The sequence below is a fragment of the Acinetobacter sp. YH12205 genome (assembly GCF_013418125.1).
Taxonomy (GTDB): Bacteria; Pseudomonadota; Gammaproteobacteria; order Pseudomonadales; family Moraxellaceae; genus Acinetobacter; species Acinetobacter towneri.
In genome coordinates this window covers 18,917-35,702 of sequence record NZ_VPCQ01000014.1, presented here as the reverse complement: position 1 = coordinate 35,702, position 16,786 = coordinate 18,917, and the positions used below count along the sequence as shown (strand labels likewise).

The window sequence follows — 16,786 nt, the reverse complement described above, 5'->3', positions numbered from 1 at the left end:
TCATTGTTTTACCAGAAGTTTTAATCTTCATCACCGCCGATGGATGTGCATTATAGGTGAAATATTTCGCCATGCAACCCCTCTTTTTAAGTTTTATAAGTTTTTTAGTCCGAACGGTTATTTATTCGGCAAAATCATTTAGATCTGTATCATTCTTGCTCAAAATTAGCAGTATGCTTATTTTCCAATATTAGCTACACTACTTTAATGTTCATTCGTGTTGTGTTGAAATGACTCAAAATTTAAAAATAATAACCTTGCTGTCATTTGTAGCAATGCAAACACCTATTTTGTATGCTGCACCTGCATCAAATCTTTATAACACTACATTCTCCATTTTAGCGTATGCAAAATGGCAAGCTAGCACGCCCAAACTTTGTGTTGTAAATCAAGATAATATTGCACAACAATTCAAAAAACATGCCCCATTACATAATAAATATGACATTCAACCCATTCAAAGCCATGAAATATCTAAAAGTAATTGTCAAATATTAATTTTTTCTACGCTTTCTGCTGCACAAGAACAACATACCTTAAATACTCAAGTTCGATTTCCAGCCCTATCTATTAGTTTAAACAATCTGGAATGTGAAACTGGCAGCGCTTTTTGTCTTTATAAAAAAAATGATAACTATGCTTTTAAAGTCAACATGGAAAGCTTGACTCAATCTCAAGTGCATATTGATCCGCGTGTATTACTGCTTGCAAAAACATCGGAGTCAAACTCATGAAGCAGTTATACTCCCCTATTACTTTGCATCAATTATTCACACGCGCACAACTCACTATCTTTGCTCTGACTTTTACAATTTGTTCAATGATTTTTCTGGTCATTTCAACCTACACCATGAACACCTTCGCAAAAAATAGTTTGCAAAGTTTATCTGCAGCATTAAATGAACGCATTCAGCCTGCAGTGGTTTTTAATGATCAAATGACGCTCAACAAAATTCTCTCTGAACATACGCAGCGTTATTCTATTCGTTCAATTGAAGTACGCTCACCTAAACAGACACGTATTGCCTTTATTGAACAGCAAGGTCTAGAGCATTTTTCAATTCAGGCTTTATTGGACTATCTGTTTTTTAATCATCCTGTTCGGCTGAGTATTGACCATGATCAGCAAAACTATGGTGAGTTGGTGGTGTATGGAAACTCTAGTGACTTGGTCAGTTTTTTTTATAAAATCGTTTTAGGATTAATTTTCGGTTTTATTTTGCTTTTAATTGCTGTGTTTTGGTCAATTAATTCAATTTATCAATATCTCATGCAATCTTTAAGTTCTATTGTCAGCTCGGCACAGGAGATCAGTGCACAAAAAAATTATAAGCTGCGCGTTTCAAGTTCAGATATTCAAGAACTTCATGAACTGAGTTATGCCTTTAATGGCTTACTCAATGAGATTGAACAATCCCATAAGAATTTATTGGTTGAAAATCATAAACTGCAATTTCAGTCGCAATACGACAATTTAACGCAGTTGCCAAATCGTAATTATTTTTATGAAACACTGTTTAAGCTATTTACCCAGCCTTCTGCTACGGCTGCAGTATTTTTTTTAGACATTAATAACTTTAACCAAATCAATAACCAATTTGGGCATTTGACGGGCGATAATATTTTACGTGATTCATCACATTGTCTAATTCAGATTTTGCCCTCACATGCGTTTGTTGCGCGTTTAGGTGGCGATGAGTTTGCAGTAATCTTAACTGGCTCACACTCCACTGCAGAATTAGAGGATTATTGTCAAAAGATTCATGCTTGCTATACCTCTACATTTAAGTATGAACAGCAACAAGTTTCCTTAAATGTCAGTATTGGCGTAGCATTGATTGAATATGCAAAAACTCCTGAAAATTTAATTGCCGATGTCGATCGCGCAATGCTCAAAGCCAAACGTGATCAATCAAAATGGTATATTTCACCTCAATCAAACAATAAACAGGTTCCTTATGCTTAAAAAAGTTCTGATCGGCACACTTATTCTTGTTATGGTTTCACTCAGTGCTTGCATGAGTTTGGGGAATGTCAGCTATAAGCAGGCGCGCATGCTAAAACAAGAAGGCTTTATTTTAAGTGATGATGGCTGGACCTTAGCCCTGCCTGAACGCTTGTTATTTGGTTTTGATGAATACGCCATTCAAAATAGCCAAAAAGAACGCCTCAACCAATTGGCACAACAGCTGCATAAATATGACTTGGATAAACTCAAGTTTATTGGTCACACAGACAACGTAGGTTTAGCCAGCTACAATCAAACCCTATCGGAAAAACGCGCCCAAAATGTGGCTCAGGTTTTTTTAGATCAAGGTTTTGAAAGAAAAAATATTCAGGTGATTGGACGTGGTGCAACACAACCAATGGTAAGCAATGACACACCAGCAAATCGTGCCACCAACCGACGCGTCAATGTGACGATTGTGCCTTAATAAAAAAGACACTAAAACTTTTCTTATATTGAGCCTCATTCTTGAGGCTTTTTTATGCCGACCAATAACTAATATGAAGCCAATTTTAAACCTAACAAGGCTTTCACAAATTTCAGGCATAAAAAAACCGCTTAACGCGGTATCTTTATTGACTTGACCATTTCTACTTAGCATCTGTTCTATTTAAAAAATGGTCGGAGCAGTAGGATTCGAACCTACGACCCCCTGGTCCCAAACCAGGTGCACTACCAGGCTGTGCTATGCTCCGAAATTGGGGTGAATGACGGGATTCGAACCCGCGACAACTGGAATCACAATCCAGGGCTCTACCAACTGAGCTACATCCACCATCATGTTTGGTTCTTTTATACCAAGCTACCAAAAAATGGCGCGCCTGACAGGATTCGAACCTGTGACCATCCGCTTAGAAGGCGGATGCTCTATCCAACTGAGCTACAGGCGCATGACCGATGATACATAATATCATGCGATACGTTGCCTTGAAGAATTGGTCGGAGCAGTAGGATTCGAACCTACGACCCCCTGGTCCCAAACCAGGTGCACTACCAGGCTGTGCTATGCTCCGATTCATCTCAGCTTTTTGTGTATCGCACATCGTGCGGTACGGTGTGCATTCTAGGCGCGACGCCCGAAGACGTCAACACCTATATTTAAAAAAAATTAAAAAAAAGCTTCAACCGTATATTTATCAAGCATTTTTGATATTTTTCAATCAATTTTAGCGTTTTAAGCTCGCACTGAAATTCAACATACGATCTAGTGGTAATTTAGCACGTTCTGCCATGGCAGGTTCAACGAATACTTCTTGATCACCTGTTTGCAATACATGCAAAATTCCATCCAATTCATTCATCGCCATCCACGGGCAGTGTGCGCATGAACGACAGGTTGCACCCTCACCTGCAGTTGGTGCTTCAATTAGAATTTTATTTGGTACAGCTTGCTGCATCTTGTAGAAAATACCGCGGTCTGTTGCCACAATTAAACGCTCGTGTGGCAAAGTTTTTGCCGCTTGAATAAGTTGCGAGGTACTGCCCACCGCATCAGCTACATCAACAACTGATTCTGGTGATTCTGGATGCACCAAAACTGCTGCATCCGGATACATGGCTTTCATATTGGCTATACCGCGTGAACGGAATTCTTCATGCACAATACACGAACCATCCCAAAGCAGCATATCTGCGCCAGTTTTCTTTTGAATATAGCGTCCTAAGTGCTGATCTGGCGCCCAAATGATTTTTTCACCTAAGCTATCGAGATGTTCAATAATTTCAACCGCACAGCTTGAGGTAACGACCCAATCTGCACGCGCTTTTACCGCAGCGGACGTGTTGGCATAAACCACGACTGTATGATCAGGATGCGCATCACAGAAGCGGCTAAACTCATCGACAGGACAACCTAAGTCTAGCGAACAAGTCGCTTCTAAAGTTGGCATAAGAATGGTTTTTTCTGGCGATAAAATTTTGGCAGTTTCGCCCATAAATTTTACACCAGCTACGACCAACGTGGTTGCCGCATGATCACGACCAAAACGTGCCATTTCCAGTGAATCCGAAACACAGCCACCTGTTAATTCAGCCAGTTCCTGTACTTCAGGATCGCAGTAATAATGGGCAACCAAGACAGCATTGTGCTTTTCGAGTTCTGCTTTAATTTGCGCAAATTTTTCCTGCTTGGCTTGCTCACTCAAATGATGTTCTTTGGTTTCACCCAAGCGATCTAAATGCGCCTGCACAATTGATTTGGCTTCATTGGCAATTAAATTGGTCGCATCATTCATAACAACGTCTTCTCTATCTTCATGCTTGCCCGAACACAAGCTTACTCAAGTCACTGATGATATGGGGGCAATTTACTCATTCACCAGCCCTTTGCCGATTGAATGCTAAAAAAGCCTCACAACGGAGGCTTTATCACTCAATTTGAATTTTTACGAACGGTAATCCGCGTTGATCTTGACATAATCGTAAGACAAGTCACAAGTATAGACTGTATCTGTCGCTTGACCACGTCCTAAATTTACACGAATGGTCATTTCGGTTTGTGCCATGACTCGCGCGCCCGCTGCTTCGGTATAGTCGGCAGCAGCACCGCCATCTTTGCAAATTTGCACATCATCCAACCAAACCTGAATTTTTTCAACGTCTAAATTTGGCACGCCTGCATAACCAATTGCAGCAAGAATACGCCCCCAGTTTGGATCTGAGGCAAAAATGGCCGTTTTTACCAATGGTGAATGTGCAATGCTGTACGCAATATCACAACATTCTTGGGTATTGTCACCATCTTCAACACGTACCGTAATGAATTTTGTTGCACCTTCACCATCACGGATAATCAGTTGAGCCAAACGCAACATCACACGATTCAAAACATCTAATACCACAGCATAACGCGGGTCATTTTCGCTGCAAATTTCAGTGCCACCCGTCTGACCAGTCGCCACCAAGATACATGAATCATTGGTCGAGGTATCGCCATCTACAGTAATACGGTTAAACGATTGTTCTACGCTGTGTTTGAGTAATTGCTGCAAGATGTCACGTTGAATTGGTGCATCGGTTGCAACATAGCTAAGCATGGTCGCCATATTTGGGCGAATCATACCTGCACCTTTAGAAATGCCTGTCATGCTATAAGTAATACCATCTAACTCAAACTGCTCAGATGCACCTTTTGGCGTGGTATCTGTGGTCATAATACCTGTCGCAGCATCATGCCAAGCATCCTCACGTAACGATGCCAGCGCAGGCGCTAAACCAGCAACCAAGCGCTCAATCGGCAATTGCTCACCAATCACACCTGTAGAAAATGGCAAAACTTCTTGGGTAGATACACCTGCCAATTCAGCCAATTTGGCACAGGTGATTTCTGCATTTTGCATACCCAATTTGCCTGTACCCGCATTGGCATTACCTGTATTAATGACCAAATAACGCGGATTGCCTTGAGCTAAATGTGCTTTGGACACATGCACAGGCGCAGCGCAAAATGCGTTTTGAGTAAATACGCCCACTACATTTGAGCCTGCTGCAAATTCAAAAATAACCAGGTCACGTCGGTTCTGATAACGCACATAAGCCTCTGCTGAACCAATTTTTACACCTTTGACCACATGCATGTGTGGCATAGAGACGTCACCAACTGCCATTTTGAAATTTCCAGTACAAATTTGAGAATGTCACAGCTTAGTGGAAATTGAAGAAAAAATCGAGCATCCACCCTGCTTGATTCAACTTTTGTTAATACACAAGGTCATATATAAAAAACCAGCCCGTATGGACTGGTTTTAATCTTCAATATAATGCATCAGCAACTAAAATTATACTGATTGAGCCTATTTGGATTATGGCGTAGTCGCAACCACGGTTTCACCCAATAAAGCCTGTTTTGCACGTTCTTGACTTGCTGCAGATAAAGCAGGATTTGCAGCCACAATACGATTTACATTGGCAGCATTCGCAGGTGCAATCGCTGCAGTATGCAACACGATTGGACGCTGATCTGGATTGGCAAAGGTATAACGAATACCTGTGCGTGGGCTTGCCACAGTCACGTGACCATTATCCACTTGTACCTGTGCAGTGGTCGCACCCACAGCAGCTTGAACTTTTGCAGGAGTTGTCGTTGTTGCCGCATTTGCAAATGCGAAAGTAGGCAAGCTCAAGGCAACAATCATTAAAGGTTGTAATACTTTTTTCATTTTTTGTTCCACACATGGATATTGCATGTGCAACTAAATAGCATTTAATTCCAAAATCTGCAAATGCTATACACATCTTGCAAAACTATTACCACAAAGATTTTGCGCCCCAAAATACAAAAAAGCAGAGCCAAAGTTCTGCTTAAGTTGTAACAAGTCAGGTTTAGATTTTACCGTGACACTGTTTATATTTCAGTCCTGAACCACATGGGCATGGCGAGTTACGGCTTGCAGGTGGAACAACCGTTTGCTCAGCAGCACTGTACTGTGGTTCTGATTCAAAGGTTTCGCCCGTTAAACCATCTACATCAGCATGTGAAAGATTAAGCTGCATCGCTTCTGCTTGCGCTTGCTGCTGTGCTTCCATCGCTGCCAATTCTTCAGGTGTTGGGACATGCACACGCGAAAGATCGGTCACAACATCGGCTTTAATCACGCCCAACATATTCACAAACAAGTTAAAGGCTTCTTTTTTGTACTCTTGCTCAGGATTCTTTTGTGCATAACCACGTAAATGAATACCTTGACGCAAATAGTCCATCGCCGCCAAGTGATCTTTCCAGTGACGATCAAGTGAACTGAGCATAAAGTGGCGTTCTAGCATCGCAGCAGATTCATCACCCATTTGCTCACGACGTGCACGGTAACGTGTCACAATTTCATCGGCAATACGTTCAACCAAAGCTTCTTCATCTAGGCGACGATCATCTTCGAGCCATTGGTTAATTGGTAATTCGACGCCCAAATCATCACGCAAGGCACGCTCTAAACCATCAATATCCCATTGGTCATGAATTGATTCTGGTGGAATATAATTGGCGATCATACCTGTGACCACTTCACGGTGCATTTCTTCAATATAGTCTTGCAGCGTGCTTTCTGCCAGAATATCATCACGCTGTGAATAAATGATCTTACGTTGTTCGTTGTTTACGTCATCGTATTTCAACAAGTTTTTACGGATGTCGAAGTTACGTGCCTCAACTTTACGCTGTGCATTTTCGATAGAGCGTGACACCATTTTGTGTTCAATCGCTTCATCTTCCTGCAAGCCCATAGCACGCATCATTGCTACAACACGATCACCTGCGAAAATACGCATTAAGTCATCTTCGAGTGACAGATAGAAACGTGACACGCCTGGGTCACCCTGACGACCTGCACGACCACGCAACTGGTTGTCAATACGACGCGATTCGTGACGTTCTGAACCAATAATGTGTAAGCCACCTGAACTTAACACCATGTCATGGTTTTGTTCCCACTCTGCCTTTAAACGCGCTTCATCTTCAGGAGTTGGGTTTTCAATTTTGGCTAGCAAAGCTTTCCAGTTACCACCTAGCAAAATATCTGTACCACGACCCGCCATGTTCGTGGCAATAGTCACCGCACGTGGTGAGCCTGCTTGCGCAATGATGTCAGCTTCGCGTTCGTGTTGCTTCGCATTCAATACTTCGTGCTGAATACCTGCTTCACGCAGTTTATCCGATAAAATTTCTGAAGCTTCAATGGTCGCTGTACCAATCAGAATTGGTGCGACACCCGCTTCATGCACGCGTTGAATTTCTTGAATAATCGCGTTGTATTTACCAGTACGGTTTAAATAAATTAAATCGTTTTGGTCATTACGAATCATTGGTCGGTGCGTTGGAATGATGACCACATCAAGACCATAAATTTCTTTCATTTCTGCAGCTTCAGTGTCTGCAGTACCCGTCATTCCCGAAAGCTTTTTGTATAAACGGAAATAGTTCTGGAAGGTTGTGGTCGCTAAAGTCTGGTTTTCGGGCTGAATTTCTAGACCTTCTTTCGCCTCTACCGCTTGGTGCAAACCTTCTGACCAGCGACGGCCAGGCATGGTACGACCTGTGTTTTCATCGACAATAATCACTTCACCATCATGGATGATGTAATGCACGTTGCGTTGATACAAGAAGTGCGCACGAATAGCTGCAGATACGTGATGCACCAAATTCAGGTTAGATGCAGAATACAGACTTTCGCCTTCTGCCAATAAACCCATTTGAATTAATTCATTTTCTACCGTTTCATAACCAATTTCGGTCATTTCTACAGTACGTTGTTTTTCATCAATCCAGAAATGTCCACCATCGGCTACTTTTTCTTCTTTTTGTGCATGCAATTTTGGCGGAATGGTGTTGATTGCTGCATATAACTGCGATGAGTCATCACTTTGACCAGAAATGATTAATGGTGTACGTGCTTCATCAATTAAGATCGAATCGACTTCGTCAATAATGGCATACGTCAGGCCACGCTGTTTTTTCTCACTCAGTGAGAACACCATGTTGTCACGCAAGTAGTCGAAACCAAATTCGTTATTGGTACCGTAGGTAATGTCTGCGCGATAAGCCTGTGCTTTTTCAGTCGGGTCTTGCATGGAATAGATAATGCCAATGCTTAAACCTAAAAACTCAAATAAAGGGCGGTTGAGTTCGGCATCACGCTGTGCCAAGTAGTCGTTCACAGTAATGACGTGCACGCCCTGACCGCTTAAAGCATTTAAATAACAGGCCAAAGTTCCCATTAGGGTTTTACCTTCACCTGTACGCATTTCTGCAATTTTACCTTCATGCAAGGTAATACCACCAATCAACTGCACGTCATAGTGACGCATGCTCATGACACGTTTGGCGGCTTCACGACATACTGCAAATGCTTCTGGTAATAATTTATCTAAACTTTCGCCTTTGTTATAACGTTGTTTGAATTCTTCGGTTTTTGCAGATAAGTCTGCATCGCTTAAGGCAGATATCGTCGGCTCGAGCGCATTAATCTTGTCTACGATTTTACGCATGCGTTTGAGTTCGCGCTCATTTTTAGTACCGAAGATTCCTCCGATCAGACTTGCCAACATGAATAAACTCTCTAAATCTTGCTTGTCAAATAAATAGGTTTTTCTTAGTGGTTATTATGGTGCTAGAAATTTGAAGTACAAGGGTTTTGCACAAAAACCTATTAAAAATTCCAATCTCTACTTGCCATTTCTCGCTGCTAAGTAGCAGTTAATGTAACAAATTTCGAGCGGACGATATATAGCAATCACACATCAATCTATTTTGAAAATGCAATAAAAATGACACACCATATTCAAATTATTCATAAGCACATACAAAAACACTATTTAATTCTGCAAAAGGAATGGCGCATAGTAGTACGCACACATCACACAACAAAACAAGACAGAGGTACACAATGACTATTCGCTTAGGTGACACTGCACCCAACTTCACGCAAGATTCAAATGAAGGCCCAATTGATTTTTATGAATTTTTAGGTGACAGCTGGGGCATTCTATTTTCGCATCCTGCCGATTACACACCTGTCTGCACCACCGAGCTAGGCTATACCGCAAAACTGAAAGATGAATTCAGCAAGCGCAATGTCAAAGCGATTGCACTTTCTGTAGATGATGCTGAATCTCATAAAGGCTGGATTCAAGATATTAACGAAACTCAAGATACAACGGTTAATTTCCCAATTCTTGCTGACCAAGATCGTAAAGTGTCTACCCTGTACGATTTTATTCACCCGAATGCCAGCGAAACACTGACTGTCCGCTCATTAATCATTATTGATCCAAATAAAAAAGTACGCTTGATCATTACTTATCCTGCTTCTACAGGACGTAATTTCCACGAAATTTTACGTGTCATTGATTCACTACAACTGACTGACAATTACAAGGTTGCAACGCCTGCCAACTGGCAAGATGGTGAAGATGTGGTCATTGTGCCTGCCATTCAGGATGAAGCGGAACTTAAAGAACGCTTCCCAAGTGGATATAAAGCCATCAAGCCTTATTTACGTTTGACCAAACAACCGAACCGCACTTAATTAAGTGTTACATGAGCAAGCCTATCTTCGGATAGGCTTTTTACAATCAAAGCATTTGAAACACGCCTAAATTCAATCAGCATTAAAAAAGGATTTAACCCAAAAGATTAAATCCTTTTTAATAAACATTTTGATCGAATGATCTAGTCACGTTTATCTAACGGTACCCAGTCAATCACCCATGCAGATTTCATATTCAAACTTGGGTCTGCGGTAATTTTCTTGCGGGTTGCATCTGCAGCATCACGGTCTTTAGATGGCCCAACCATAATCCGAACCCCTTTAGACGTTGGACTTTGGGTGACTTTATAACCTTTGGCTTTCAGTTTTGCCGCCAAAGCATCGGCATTGGCTTGGTTAGCAGCCAAAGCCACTTGTACCATCCACTGCTTATCGCCTTCTTCCAATAACTTACGTGCTTTTTCAGCTTCAGCCTTTTTCTTGGCAGCTTCTTCAGCTTTGCGTTTTTCCTCGGCTTTACGCTTATCTTCGGCAGCCTTACGTTCTGCTTCTTTTTTCGATTCTGCTGCTTTTCGCTCTTGTTCAGCTTTACGTTTTGCATCGGCTTGGCGTTGTTCTTCCGCTTTGCGCTTCTCTTCTGCAATGCGTTTTTCTTCCGCTAAACGCTTTTCATCTGCTGCTTTTTTCTCTGCAGCACTACGCTCTTGCGCAGCTTTTAACTCAGCAGCTTTCTTGGCATCCGTTGCTTTTTGCTGCTCTAACTTCTTTTGCTGAGCGGCTTTTTCTTCAGCCAAACGCTTTTGCTTGGCTTGTTCATCTTCGACCAATTCAGGCGGAATATTGTCAGAACTTTGCTGCTGACCAGAACGTAATGCATTTAAGGCAGCATATTCTTCTGCAGCTTTACGCGCTGCTTCTGCTTCTGCCTGTTGTTGCATCGCTAAAAACTCAGCTGCACGTGCTTCTTGCTCTGCCACTGCTTTTTCACGCGCACGGCGCTGCTCTTCAAGCAGACGCTGCTCGGTTTGCACATCGACAGTTAAAGGTTGCAATTGCACCATTTCTGCCTGATTGGCATTTTTATGTTGAACTTGTTCGGCTTGGCTTGGGGTTTTCACATTATTTTGATGTATTTCTTCTTGCCCTTTTAAAAGCAATGCTGCCAATAAAACACCACCACCTAATAAAACAACGCCACCCATCCAGCGCTGTTTGTTATTCATTGACATTCTTCCAAATACTCCCATACCGCTTCTAAGGTATGAAATGATCCACATACCAAAATCAGCTGATTATTTTTTGTTTCATCCAGTGCTGATTTAAAAGCCAATTGTATACTGTCGAAGTGTTGTATTGTTTCGCCTTGCAAAGCCTGATCCAAAACCGTGATCTCCGCCGCACGAGGCACATTTAATGTGGCAATTTTCCACATTACGACACTATCTTTCAATAACTCAACCACAGAATTTATATCTTTATCTGCAAGCATTGAAAAAACACTGACCACTTCAGTGTACTGTTTATTGTAATTTAAGAAATTGCGCAATTGCTTTAACAAAAATTCAACGCCATGCGGGTTATGTCCTGCATCAAAAATCACGGTTTTGCCCTGAATTTGACGAATTTCAAAACGTCCCGCCAATTTGGCCGTTTGAATACCTTGTGCAATTGCGTCTTGGGTGATTTCTAAACCACTGTGCAAGACTGCTGCCACAGCCGTTGAAATATTATCGAGGGCTAAACTGCCTGTTGGAAGTTTTAAGGTACAACCCGATGCAGCAAACATCCATGACTGACCATCTTGCATATCCCGATAAAAATAATCACGATTCAAGACAAACAAAGGTGCATTGCAGGTTGCTGCTTTGTCGTGAATAGCTTGAGGCAAATCTTGCTGACCTGCAAAAATGACAGGAATGTTAGGACGAATAATGCCTGCTTTTTCATAGGCAATTTTTTCGATGCTATCGCCTAACCAATCGACATGATCTAAACCGATATTGGTAATAACCGCCACATCAGGATTGACGACATTGACCACATCTAAGCGTCCACCTAAACCGACTTCAAGCACCCATACATCGCAATCACGTGCTTTAAAAATCACAAAGGCTGCCAAAGTCGTGGCCTCAAAAAAAGATAAACTCAGATCGCAATCACGTCGTGCTTGATCGACTTGCACAAAAGCATCAATCAAACTTTGGTCATCGATTTCGACGCCTGCTAATTTGACTCGTTCATTAAAACGGTAAATATGTGGCGATTGGTACAACCCAACCCGATAGCCCTGCGCATTTAAAATAGCCGCTAAAGTGGTTGTGGTTGAGCCTTTGCCATTGGTTCCCGCAACCGTAATGACTTTAGCTTTAGGATGGGTTACACCCAATTTTTCTGCAACGGGAATGACCCGTTCCAAACCTAAATCAATACCCGTAACGTGAACATGGCTCCAATAATTGAGCCATGTGTTTAAATCATCGGTTGCAAGAGGTGCTGTGTTCAAGGCAAGTTCATCAGTTTCGCAAGAATACGATAAACTGTATCACGTAATGCATGACGATGGACAATTTGATCGACCACACCATGATCAAGTAAGTATTCTGCACGTTGGAACGGTTCTTCCAGTTTTTCACGTACAGTTTGCTCAATGACACGTTTACCCGCAAAACCAATCATCGCTTTAGGTTCTGCAATGTGCACATCACCCAGCATCGCCAATGATGCAGTTACACCACCATATACAGGATGTGTTAATACTACGATGTAAGGTAAGCCTGCTTCTTTCATACGTTGAATTGCTGCAGAAGTACGCGCCATTTGCATTAATGACAACATGCCTTCTTGCATACGCGCACCGCCCGATGCTGCGAAGCAAATTAACGGTTGTTTTTGCTGAATCGCACGTTCAGCAGCTTGCACAAAACGGTCACCCACTACGGTACCCATTGAGCCGCCCATAAAATCAAACTCAAATGCACAAGCAATGACTGGCATATCTTTTAATAAGCCCTGCATCACCACTAAAGCTTCGGTTTCACCCGTTTTCTTTTGCGCTTCAGTCATACGCTCAGGATAAGCTTTGCTGTCTACAAATTTGAGTGGGTCTTTGGCAGAGAATTCTTGACCTAATTCGTTTTGCACTTGGTCAAAGAACCAAGTTAAACGCTCACGCGCTTTCATACGTAAATGTTCATCACATTGTGGGCATACATAAGCGTTGAACGACATTGCCGTACGTGTCACCAAGGCATGACATTCTGGACATTCAATCGTTGGTTCAGTAAAGATCGCTTTTAACGCTTGTTGCTCATCTGGTGTTTCAATACCAGGTACACCACGTGCAGTCCACGGCGTCGATGGGCTTAGAATTTTCCCTGTTTTCACTTCTTGACTCATACTAACTCATCGAGCGCAGCTCGAAGCTCCTTCACTTTATTAACCGTTGCAATGACGGCTTGTTCTGGTGCTAAGCTCGCAAATTGTTTTACAAAAGCACTTCCGACAATGACTGCGTCGGCAGCCGCGCCCATTGCTTTGGCAGATGCAGCATCACTGATGCCAAAACCCACACCCACAGGCACGTTGGTTACAGCTTTAATCTGTTGGATGCGGGTTGCTGCTTCTGCAACATCAAGTGTTGCTGCACCCGTCACGCCTTTCAAAGAAACATAATAAATAAAGCCACTGGCTTGGTTTGCAACAAATTGAATACGCTCTGGTGTAGAAGTTGGCGCTAACAAGAAAATTTGATTCATCCCATATTTATTCAGGACTTCATCAAATTCTTGGGCTTCTTCAGGTGGTAAATCGACCAGAAGTACACCATCGACACCACAGTCATGTGCATATTCAACAAACTTTTCATAACCAATGACTTCTACAGGGTTTAAATATCCCATCAATACCACAGGAGTTTCCTGATCTTTTTGACGGAACTCTTTGACCATGTTTAAAGCATCTAGCGTATTGGTTCCACCTGCCAACGCTCGCTCTGCAGCGAGGGCAATTACTGGACCATCAGCCATTGGGTCTGAAAACGGCAAACCTAATTCAACGACATCTACCCCTGCCTCGACCATTTGATGTAACAACGGAACTGTGACTTCTGGATGAGGGTCACCTGCCATAACATAAGAAACCAAGGCCTTACGCTGTTGAGATTCAAGCTGTGCAAATCGTGTGGCTAAACGTGACATAGGGTTGTATTTTCCTTGAATGATTAAAACTGAGACATTTGCTATTGTAGAAATACAAATTGACCCATTGTAACGCTATTTTTTACTCAATGAATAGCGCACAGGCATGAGTTGCTGCATTTCTGTTTGCAAAACGATTTATTCAGAACAACCGCGAGGCTACATTTACTGATATTTGCGCTTTTTTCTCAATGATCAAAGATGCCTAATTTTGCCTGCTTATCGGTTTTTGAAACTTGCTCAATCGTGCTTTTAAATTTAAAAATATTGATAAAAATAAACAACTTCAGGTTTTATCTTAGGCTTTATCAACCTTGCAAAAGCTGATTCGGTCATGGCTACACACAGCTTATTTTCAATCTCTTAGCGCGAAATCACCTGTTGATAATGAGCCAATCCATACTATTTATGGCGTATTTTGCTGTAGAGAAAGTGCATCCTCAGCTTGCTGCAACTGCTGTTTACGTTTTAGCAAGGTCTGTCCTGTACAGGCTTTATAGGCACGCGCCAAAGCCGATTGGTCTGAATAACCCAACAACTGTGCAATATCGCTTAGGCTCACATTTTGTCGCAGTAAGTTTTCACAACGCTGCATCCGTTCTATTTCCAGAATCTGTTTAAAACCCGTACCTTCCTGTTTAAGCTGACGCTGTAACGTCCGCCCTGAACGAAATAAACGCTGTGCCACCCACTCAATATTGGGTACTTGCTGTTCATAACGTAAATAATGCGCCACCAGCTCTTGGACTTGTTGCCGCACGGTTTCCAATTGAGGTTTGAGCGCAATCGCATCTTCAGCTTGTTTGGTGAGTAAATGAATTAAAGAGGGATCGGCTTGCTGTGGTTTTAAACTGAGGCTTTCTAAATTTAAAACAATTTGATATTCCGCTTGCTTAAATAAAACCTTACAACCATAAAACTTTTCATAATGCAGCATCGCCATACGCGGTGCATGGGCAAAATGAATCTCCCGTATCGGAGAGTGTTGAAAATCAAAAATTTGCATGGCCAATTGAGTCATACAAGCAAAAGTCATTTCATGAACCAAGCTGTATTTTTCATCCACCAATGGCCATGATAAATATAAAGCATCTGATTGTTGTTCCAGTCGCATTGGTACGGCTGCCGTACCATCCACCACCAAGCGACTAAAACGCATCATATATTGAATGGCTTCTGCAACACTGTTACTACGCGATGCCATATAGCCAAGCACGCCAAAATGTTCAGGCTGAATATAACGTGCCAATTCAAAAACGAGCGTTGGACAATCTAAAAACTGAATACTGTGTTGGATGATCTCGTTAAAAAACTGATAGGACGATTGGGTATCCATGGGCAATGCCAACACATGCTGTAACTGCTGCAATTGTGCAGGCGAAAATCCAAGCTGCTCAGGAACTCTGCCCTGTGCAGATAAATAGCGTAACCAAAGTTGATAATAACCATTCGGAATTTGAATTTCGCTCATGTGCTTGCTCATTTTGACATGCATCATTTTCTTTTGTCGCTTAATGTATAAAAACTGGCAAATACTGTCAAAACAAATCTGCCAAAGCCCGACATAATGCAAACAGGATTGACCAGAGTGAAATAAAATAAAATGAATGCACTTGTCCAATATCATGCTGCGCCCATAGTACGCAGCAATCTCGATTTTAAATTAGCCGATGTGCCGCGTTACTGGTTTGCAGGTGACCCGTTTTTAACCCGCATGTTTGATGCTTTGAGCCTGACTTTTCCTGATGGCGAGCGTTATTTCATTCAATCGGTACGTTTGTTCCGTGATCAAATTCAAGACCCTGACTTAAAACAGCGTGTTGCCGATTTTATTCGACAAGAAGCTCAGCACGGCATTGCACACGACAAAATGAATCAGGTCATGAAAGATCAAGGCATGCCTGTAGATCAGTTTATTCAGCGTCTAAACAAAGTGTTTAAGTTTGAACTGAAATATCGCTCGCCCCAATACAACATCGCCATGACAGCAGCTGCGGAACATTTAACCGCACTTATGGCAGAAACTTTTTATGGCGAAAAAGACACGCTGCAAGATGCACATCCTTATGTCCGTGCTTTATTTGCATGGCATGCGATTGAAGAAATGGAACATCGTGATGTGGCGTTTGATGTGATGCAACAGGTGGGCAATGTGCCTGAAGTGACTCGAAAAATGGCGTTGGTGCTGACCACAGGTTTAATGTTCGGATTTACCCTGTACCGCGCCAATGTCATGCTGAGATGCGATGGGTTTAATCGTACCCAGCGCCTTAAAATGAATGTACGTGGCTTGCAATGGCTGTTTGGCAAACAAGGGAAATTACGCAAAATGCAATCACAATATCGTGATTGGTTTAAACCTGACTTTCACCCTAGCCAACATCCAATCATCGCGCAATATGATGTCTGGCTTGAGACTTTGGCGCAAACAGGCGACCCAATTCAGGCAGGTGAAGCATTTTGGCAGGCAGGAAAATAAAGCTTTTGGTTTTGCTTGGCTTTTAACCAATGAACACCTAAGCATTGCTTAGCTTTATACAAACTTGCCTCTAATATCTTTATATAAAGTAAGGCATAAGGCAATGCTGAGTCATATCTTATTATTT

Annotated in this window: 14 protein-coding genes and 4 tRNA genes; 5 read left to right on the top strand and 13 right to left on the bottom strand. The window is 42.1% G+C overall.

Translation table 11 applies throughout. The features are described from left to right. Positions 1-230: 230 nt before the first annotated feature. The 3 genes from FTU92_RS13000 to FTU92_RS12990 are packed head-to-tail and all read left to right on the top strand — an operon-like array spanning position 231 to position 2,435. Positions 231-734, top strand: coding sequence for a YfiR family protein (locus FTU92_RS13000; RefSeq protein ID WP_096902398.1), 504 nt, complete (start codon positions 231-233; stop codon positions 732-734). Beyond that, positions 731-1,966 carry a diguanylate cyclase domain-containing protein gene (locus FTU92_RS12995; RefSeq protein WP_179990879.1) on the top strand — a complete coding sequence of 412 codons (1,236 nt, stop codon included), beginning with the start codon at positions 731-733 and terminating at the stop codon, positions 1,964-1,966. The genes FTU92_RS13000 and FTU92_RS12995 overlap by 4 nt, the downstream gene beginning before the upstream one ends. Beyond that, the gene (locus FTU92_RS12990; protein ID WP_180096409.1) at positions 1,959-2,435 is read left to right on the top strand and encodes an OmpA family protein; all 477 of its coding nucleotides are present in this window, start codon (positions 1,959-1,961) and stop codon (positions 2,433-2,435) included. Before FTU92_RS12995 ends, FTU92_RS12990 begins: the two co-directional genes overlap by 8 nt. Positions 2,436-2,626: 191 nt before the next feature. Here FTU92_RS12990 and FTU92_RS12985 read toward each other — a convergent pair. The 8 genes from FTU92_RS12985 to secA form a co-directional block, all read right to left on the bottom strand. Further along, positions 2,627-2,703 (bottom strand) — tRNA-Pro (locus FTU92_RS12985). Between the two features lie 4 nt (positions 2,704-2,707). Further along, positions 2,708-2,783, bottom strand: a tRNA-His gene (locus tag FTU92_RS12980). Between the two features lie 38 nt (positions 2,784-2,821). After that, positions 2,822-2,898, bottom strand: a tRNA-Arg gene (locus FTU92_RS12975). A 46-nt stretch (positions 2,899-2,944) separates the two neighbouring features. After that, positions 2,945-3,021: transfer RNA gene (locus FTU92_RS12970), tRNA-Pro, on the bottom strand. 153 nt (positions 3,022-3,174) lie between these two features. After that, positions 3,175-4,242 (bottom strand): quinolinate synthase NadA, encoded by a 1,068-nt coding sequence (gene nadA / locus FTU92_RS12965; protein ID WP_026438463.1) that lies wholly within the window; start codon positions 4,240-4,242, stop codon positions 3,175-3,177. A 150-nt stretch (positions 4,243-4,392) separates the two neighbouring features. After that, positions 4,393-5,613, bottom strand: a complete 1,221-nt coding sequence (gene argJ / locus FTU92_RS12960; protein ID WP_180044508.1) for a bifunctional glutamate N-acetyltransferase/amino-acid acetyltransferase ArgJ — start codon at positions 5,611-5,613, stop codon at positions 4,393-4,395. 195 nt (positions 5,614-5,808) lie between these two features. Next, positions 5,809-6,165 carry a hypothetical protein gene (locus tag FTU92_RS12955; protein WP_026438462.1) on the bottom strand — a complete coding sequence of 119 codons (357 nt, stop codon included), beginning with the start codon at positions 6,163-6,165 and terminating at the stop codon, positions 5,809-5,811. Between the two features lie 163 nt (positions 6,166-6,328). Then, the gene (gene secA / locus FTU92_RS12950; RefSeq protein ID WP_178867962.1) at positions 6,329-9,043 is read right to left on the bottom strand and encodes a preprotein translocase subunit SecA; all 2,715 of its coding nucleotides are present in this window, start codon (positions 9,041-9,043) and stop codon (positions 6,329-6,331) included. Between the two features lie 338 nt (positions 9,044-9,381). Here secA and FTU92_RS12945 point away from each other — a divergent pair, with 338 nt between their 5' ends. Then, the gene (locus FTU92_RS12945) at positions 9,382-10,023 is read left to right on the top strand and encodes a peroxiredoxin (RefSeq protein ID WP_179990535.1); all 642 of its coding nucleotides are present in this window, start codon (positions 9,382-9,384) and stop codon (positions 10,021-10,023) included. A gap of 143 nt (positions 10,024-10,166) precedes the next feature. Here the strand turns inward: FTU92_RS12945 and FTU92_RS12940 are convergent, their stop codons facing one another. From FTU92_RS12940 to FTU92_RS12920, 5 genes are all read right to left on the bottom strand, one after another. After that, positions 10,167-11,213: an SPOR domain-containing protein gene (locus tag FTU92_RS12940; protein ID WP_373682958.1), complete on the bottom strand. Its 1,047-nt coding sequence runs from the start codon at positions 11,211-11,213 to the stop codon at positions 10,167-10,169. Beyond that, positions 11,204-12,487: a bifunctional tetrahydrofolate synthase/dihydrofolate synthase gene (gene folC / locus FTU92_RS12935; protein WP_167845785.1), complete on the bottom strand. Its 1,284-nt coding sequence runs from the start codon at positions 12,485-12,487 to the stop codon at positions 11,204-11,206. The genes FTU92_RS12940 and folC overlap by 10 nt, the downstream gene beginning before the upstream one ends. After that, positions 12,484-13,380, bottom strand: coding sequence for an acetyl-CoA carboxylase, carboxyltransferase subunit beta (accD, locus tag FTU92_RS12930; RefSeq protein WP_004976262.1), 897 nt, complete (start codon positions 13,378-13,380; stop codon positions 12,484-12,486). The genes folC and accD overlap by 4 nt, the downstream gene beginning before the upstream one ends. Next, on the bottom strand, positions 13,377-14,180 hold the full coding sequence (gene trpA, locus FTU92_RS12925; protein WP_004976260.1) for a tryptophan synthase subunit alpha: 804 nt from the start codon (positions 14,178-14,180) through the stop codon (positions 13,377-13,379). The genes accD and trpA overlap by 4 nt, the downstream gene beginning before the upstream one ends. Before the next feature lie 406 nt (positions 14,181-14,586). Continuing rightward, positions 14,587-15,651, bottom strand: a complete 1,065-nt coding sequence (locus FTU92_RS12920) for an AraC family transcriptional regulator (protein WP_180096408.1) — start codon at positions 15,649-15,651, stop codon at positions 14,587-14,589. A gap of 132 nt (positions 15,652-15,783) precedes the next feature. Between FTU92_RS12920 and FTU92_RS12915 the strand changes: the two genes are divergently transcribed. Beyond that, positions 15,784-16,659, top strand: a complete 876-nt coding sequence (locus tag FTU92_RS12915; protein WP_131261957.1) for a metal-dependent hydrolase — start codon at positions 15,784-15,786, stop codon at positions 16,657-16,659. Positions 16,660-16,786 lie beyond the last annotated feature (127 nt).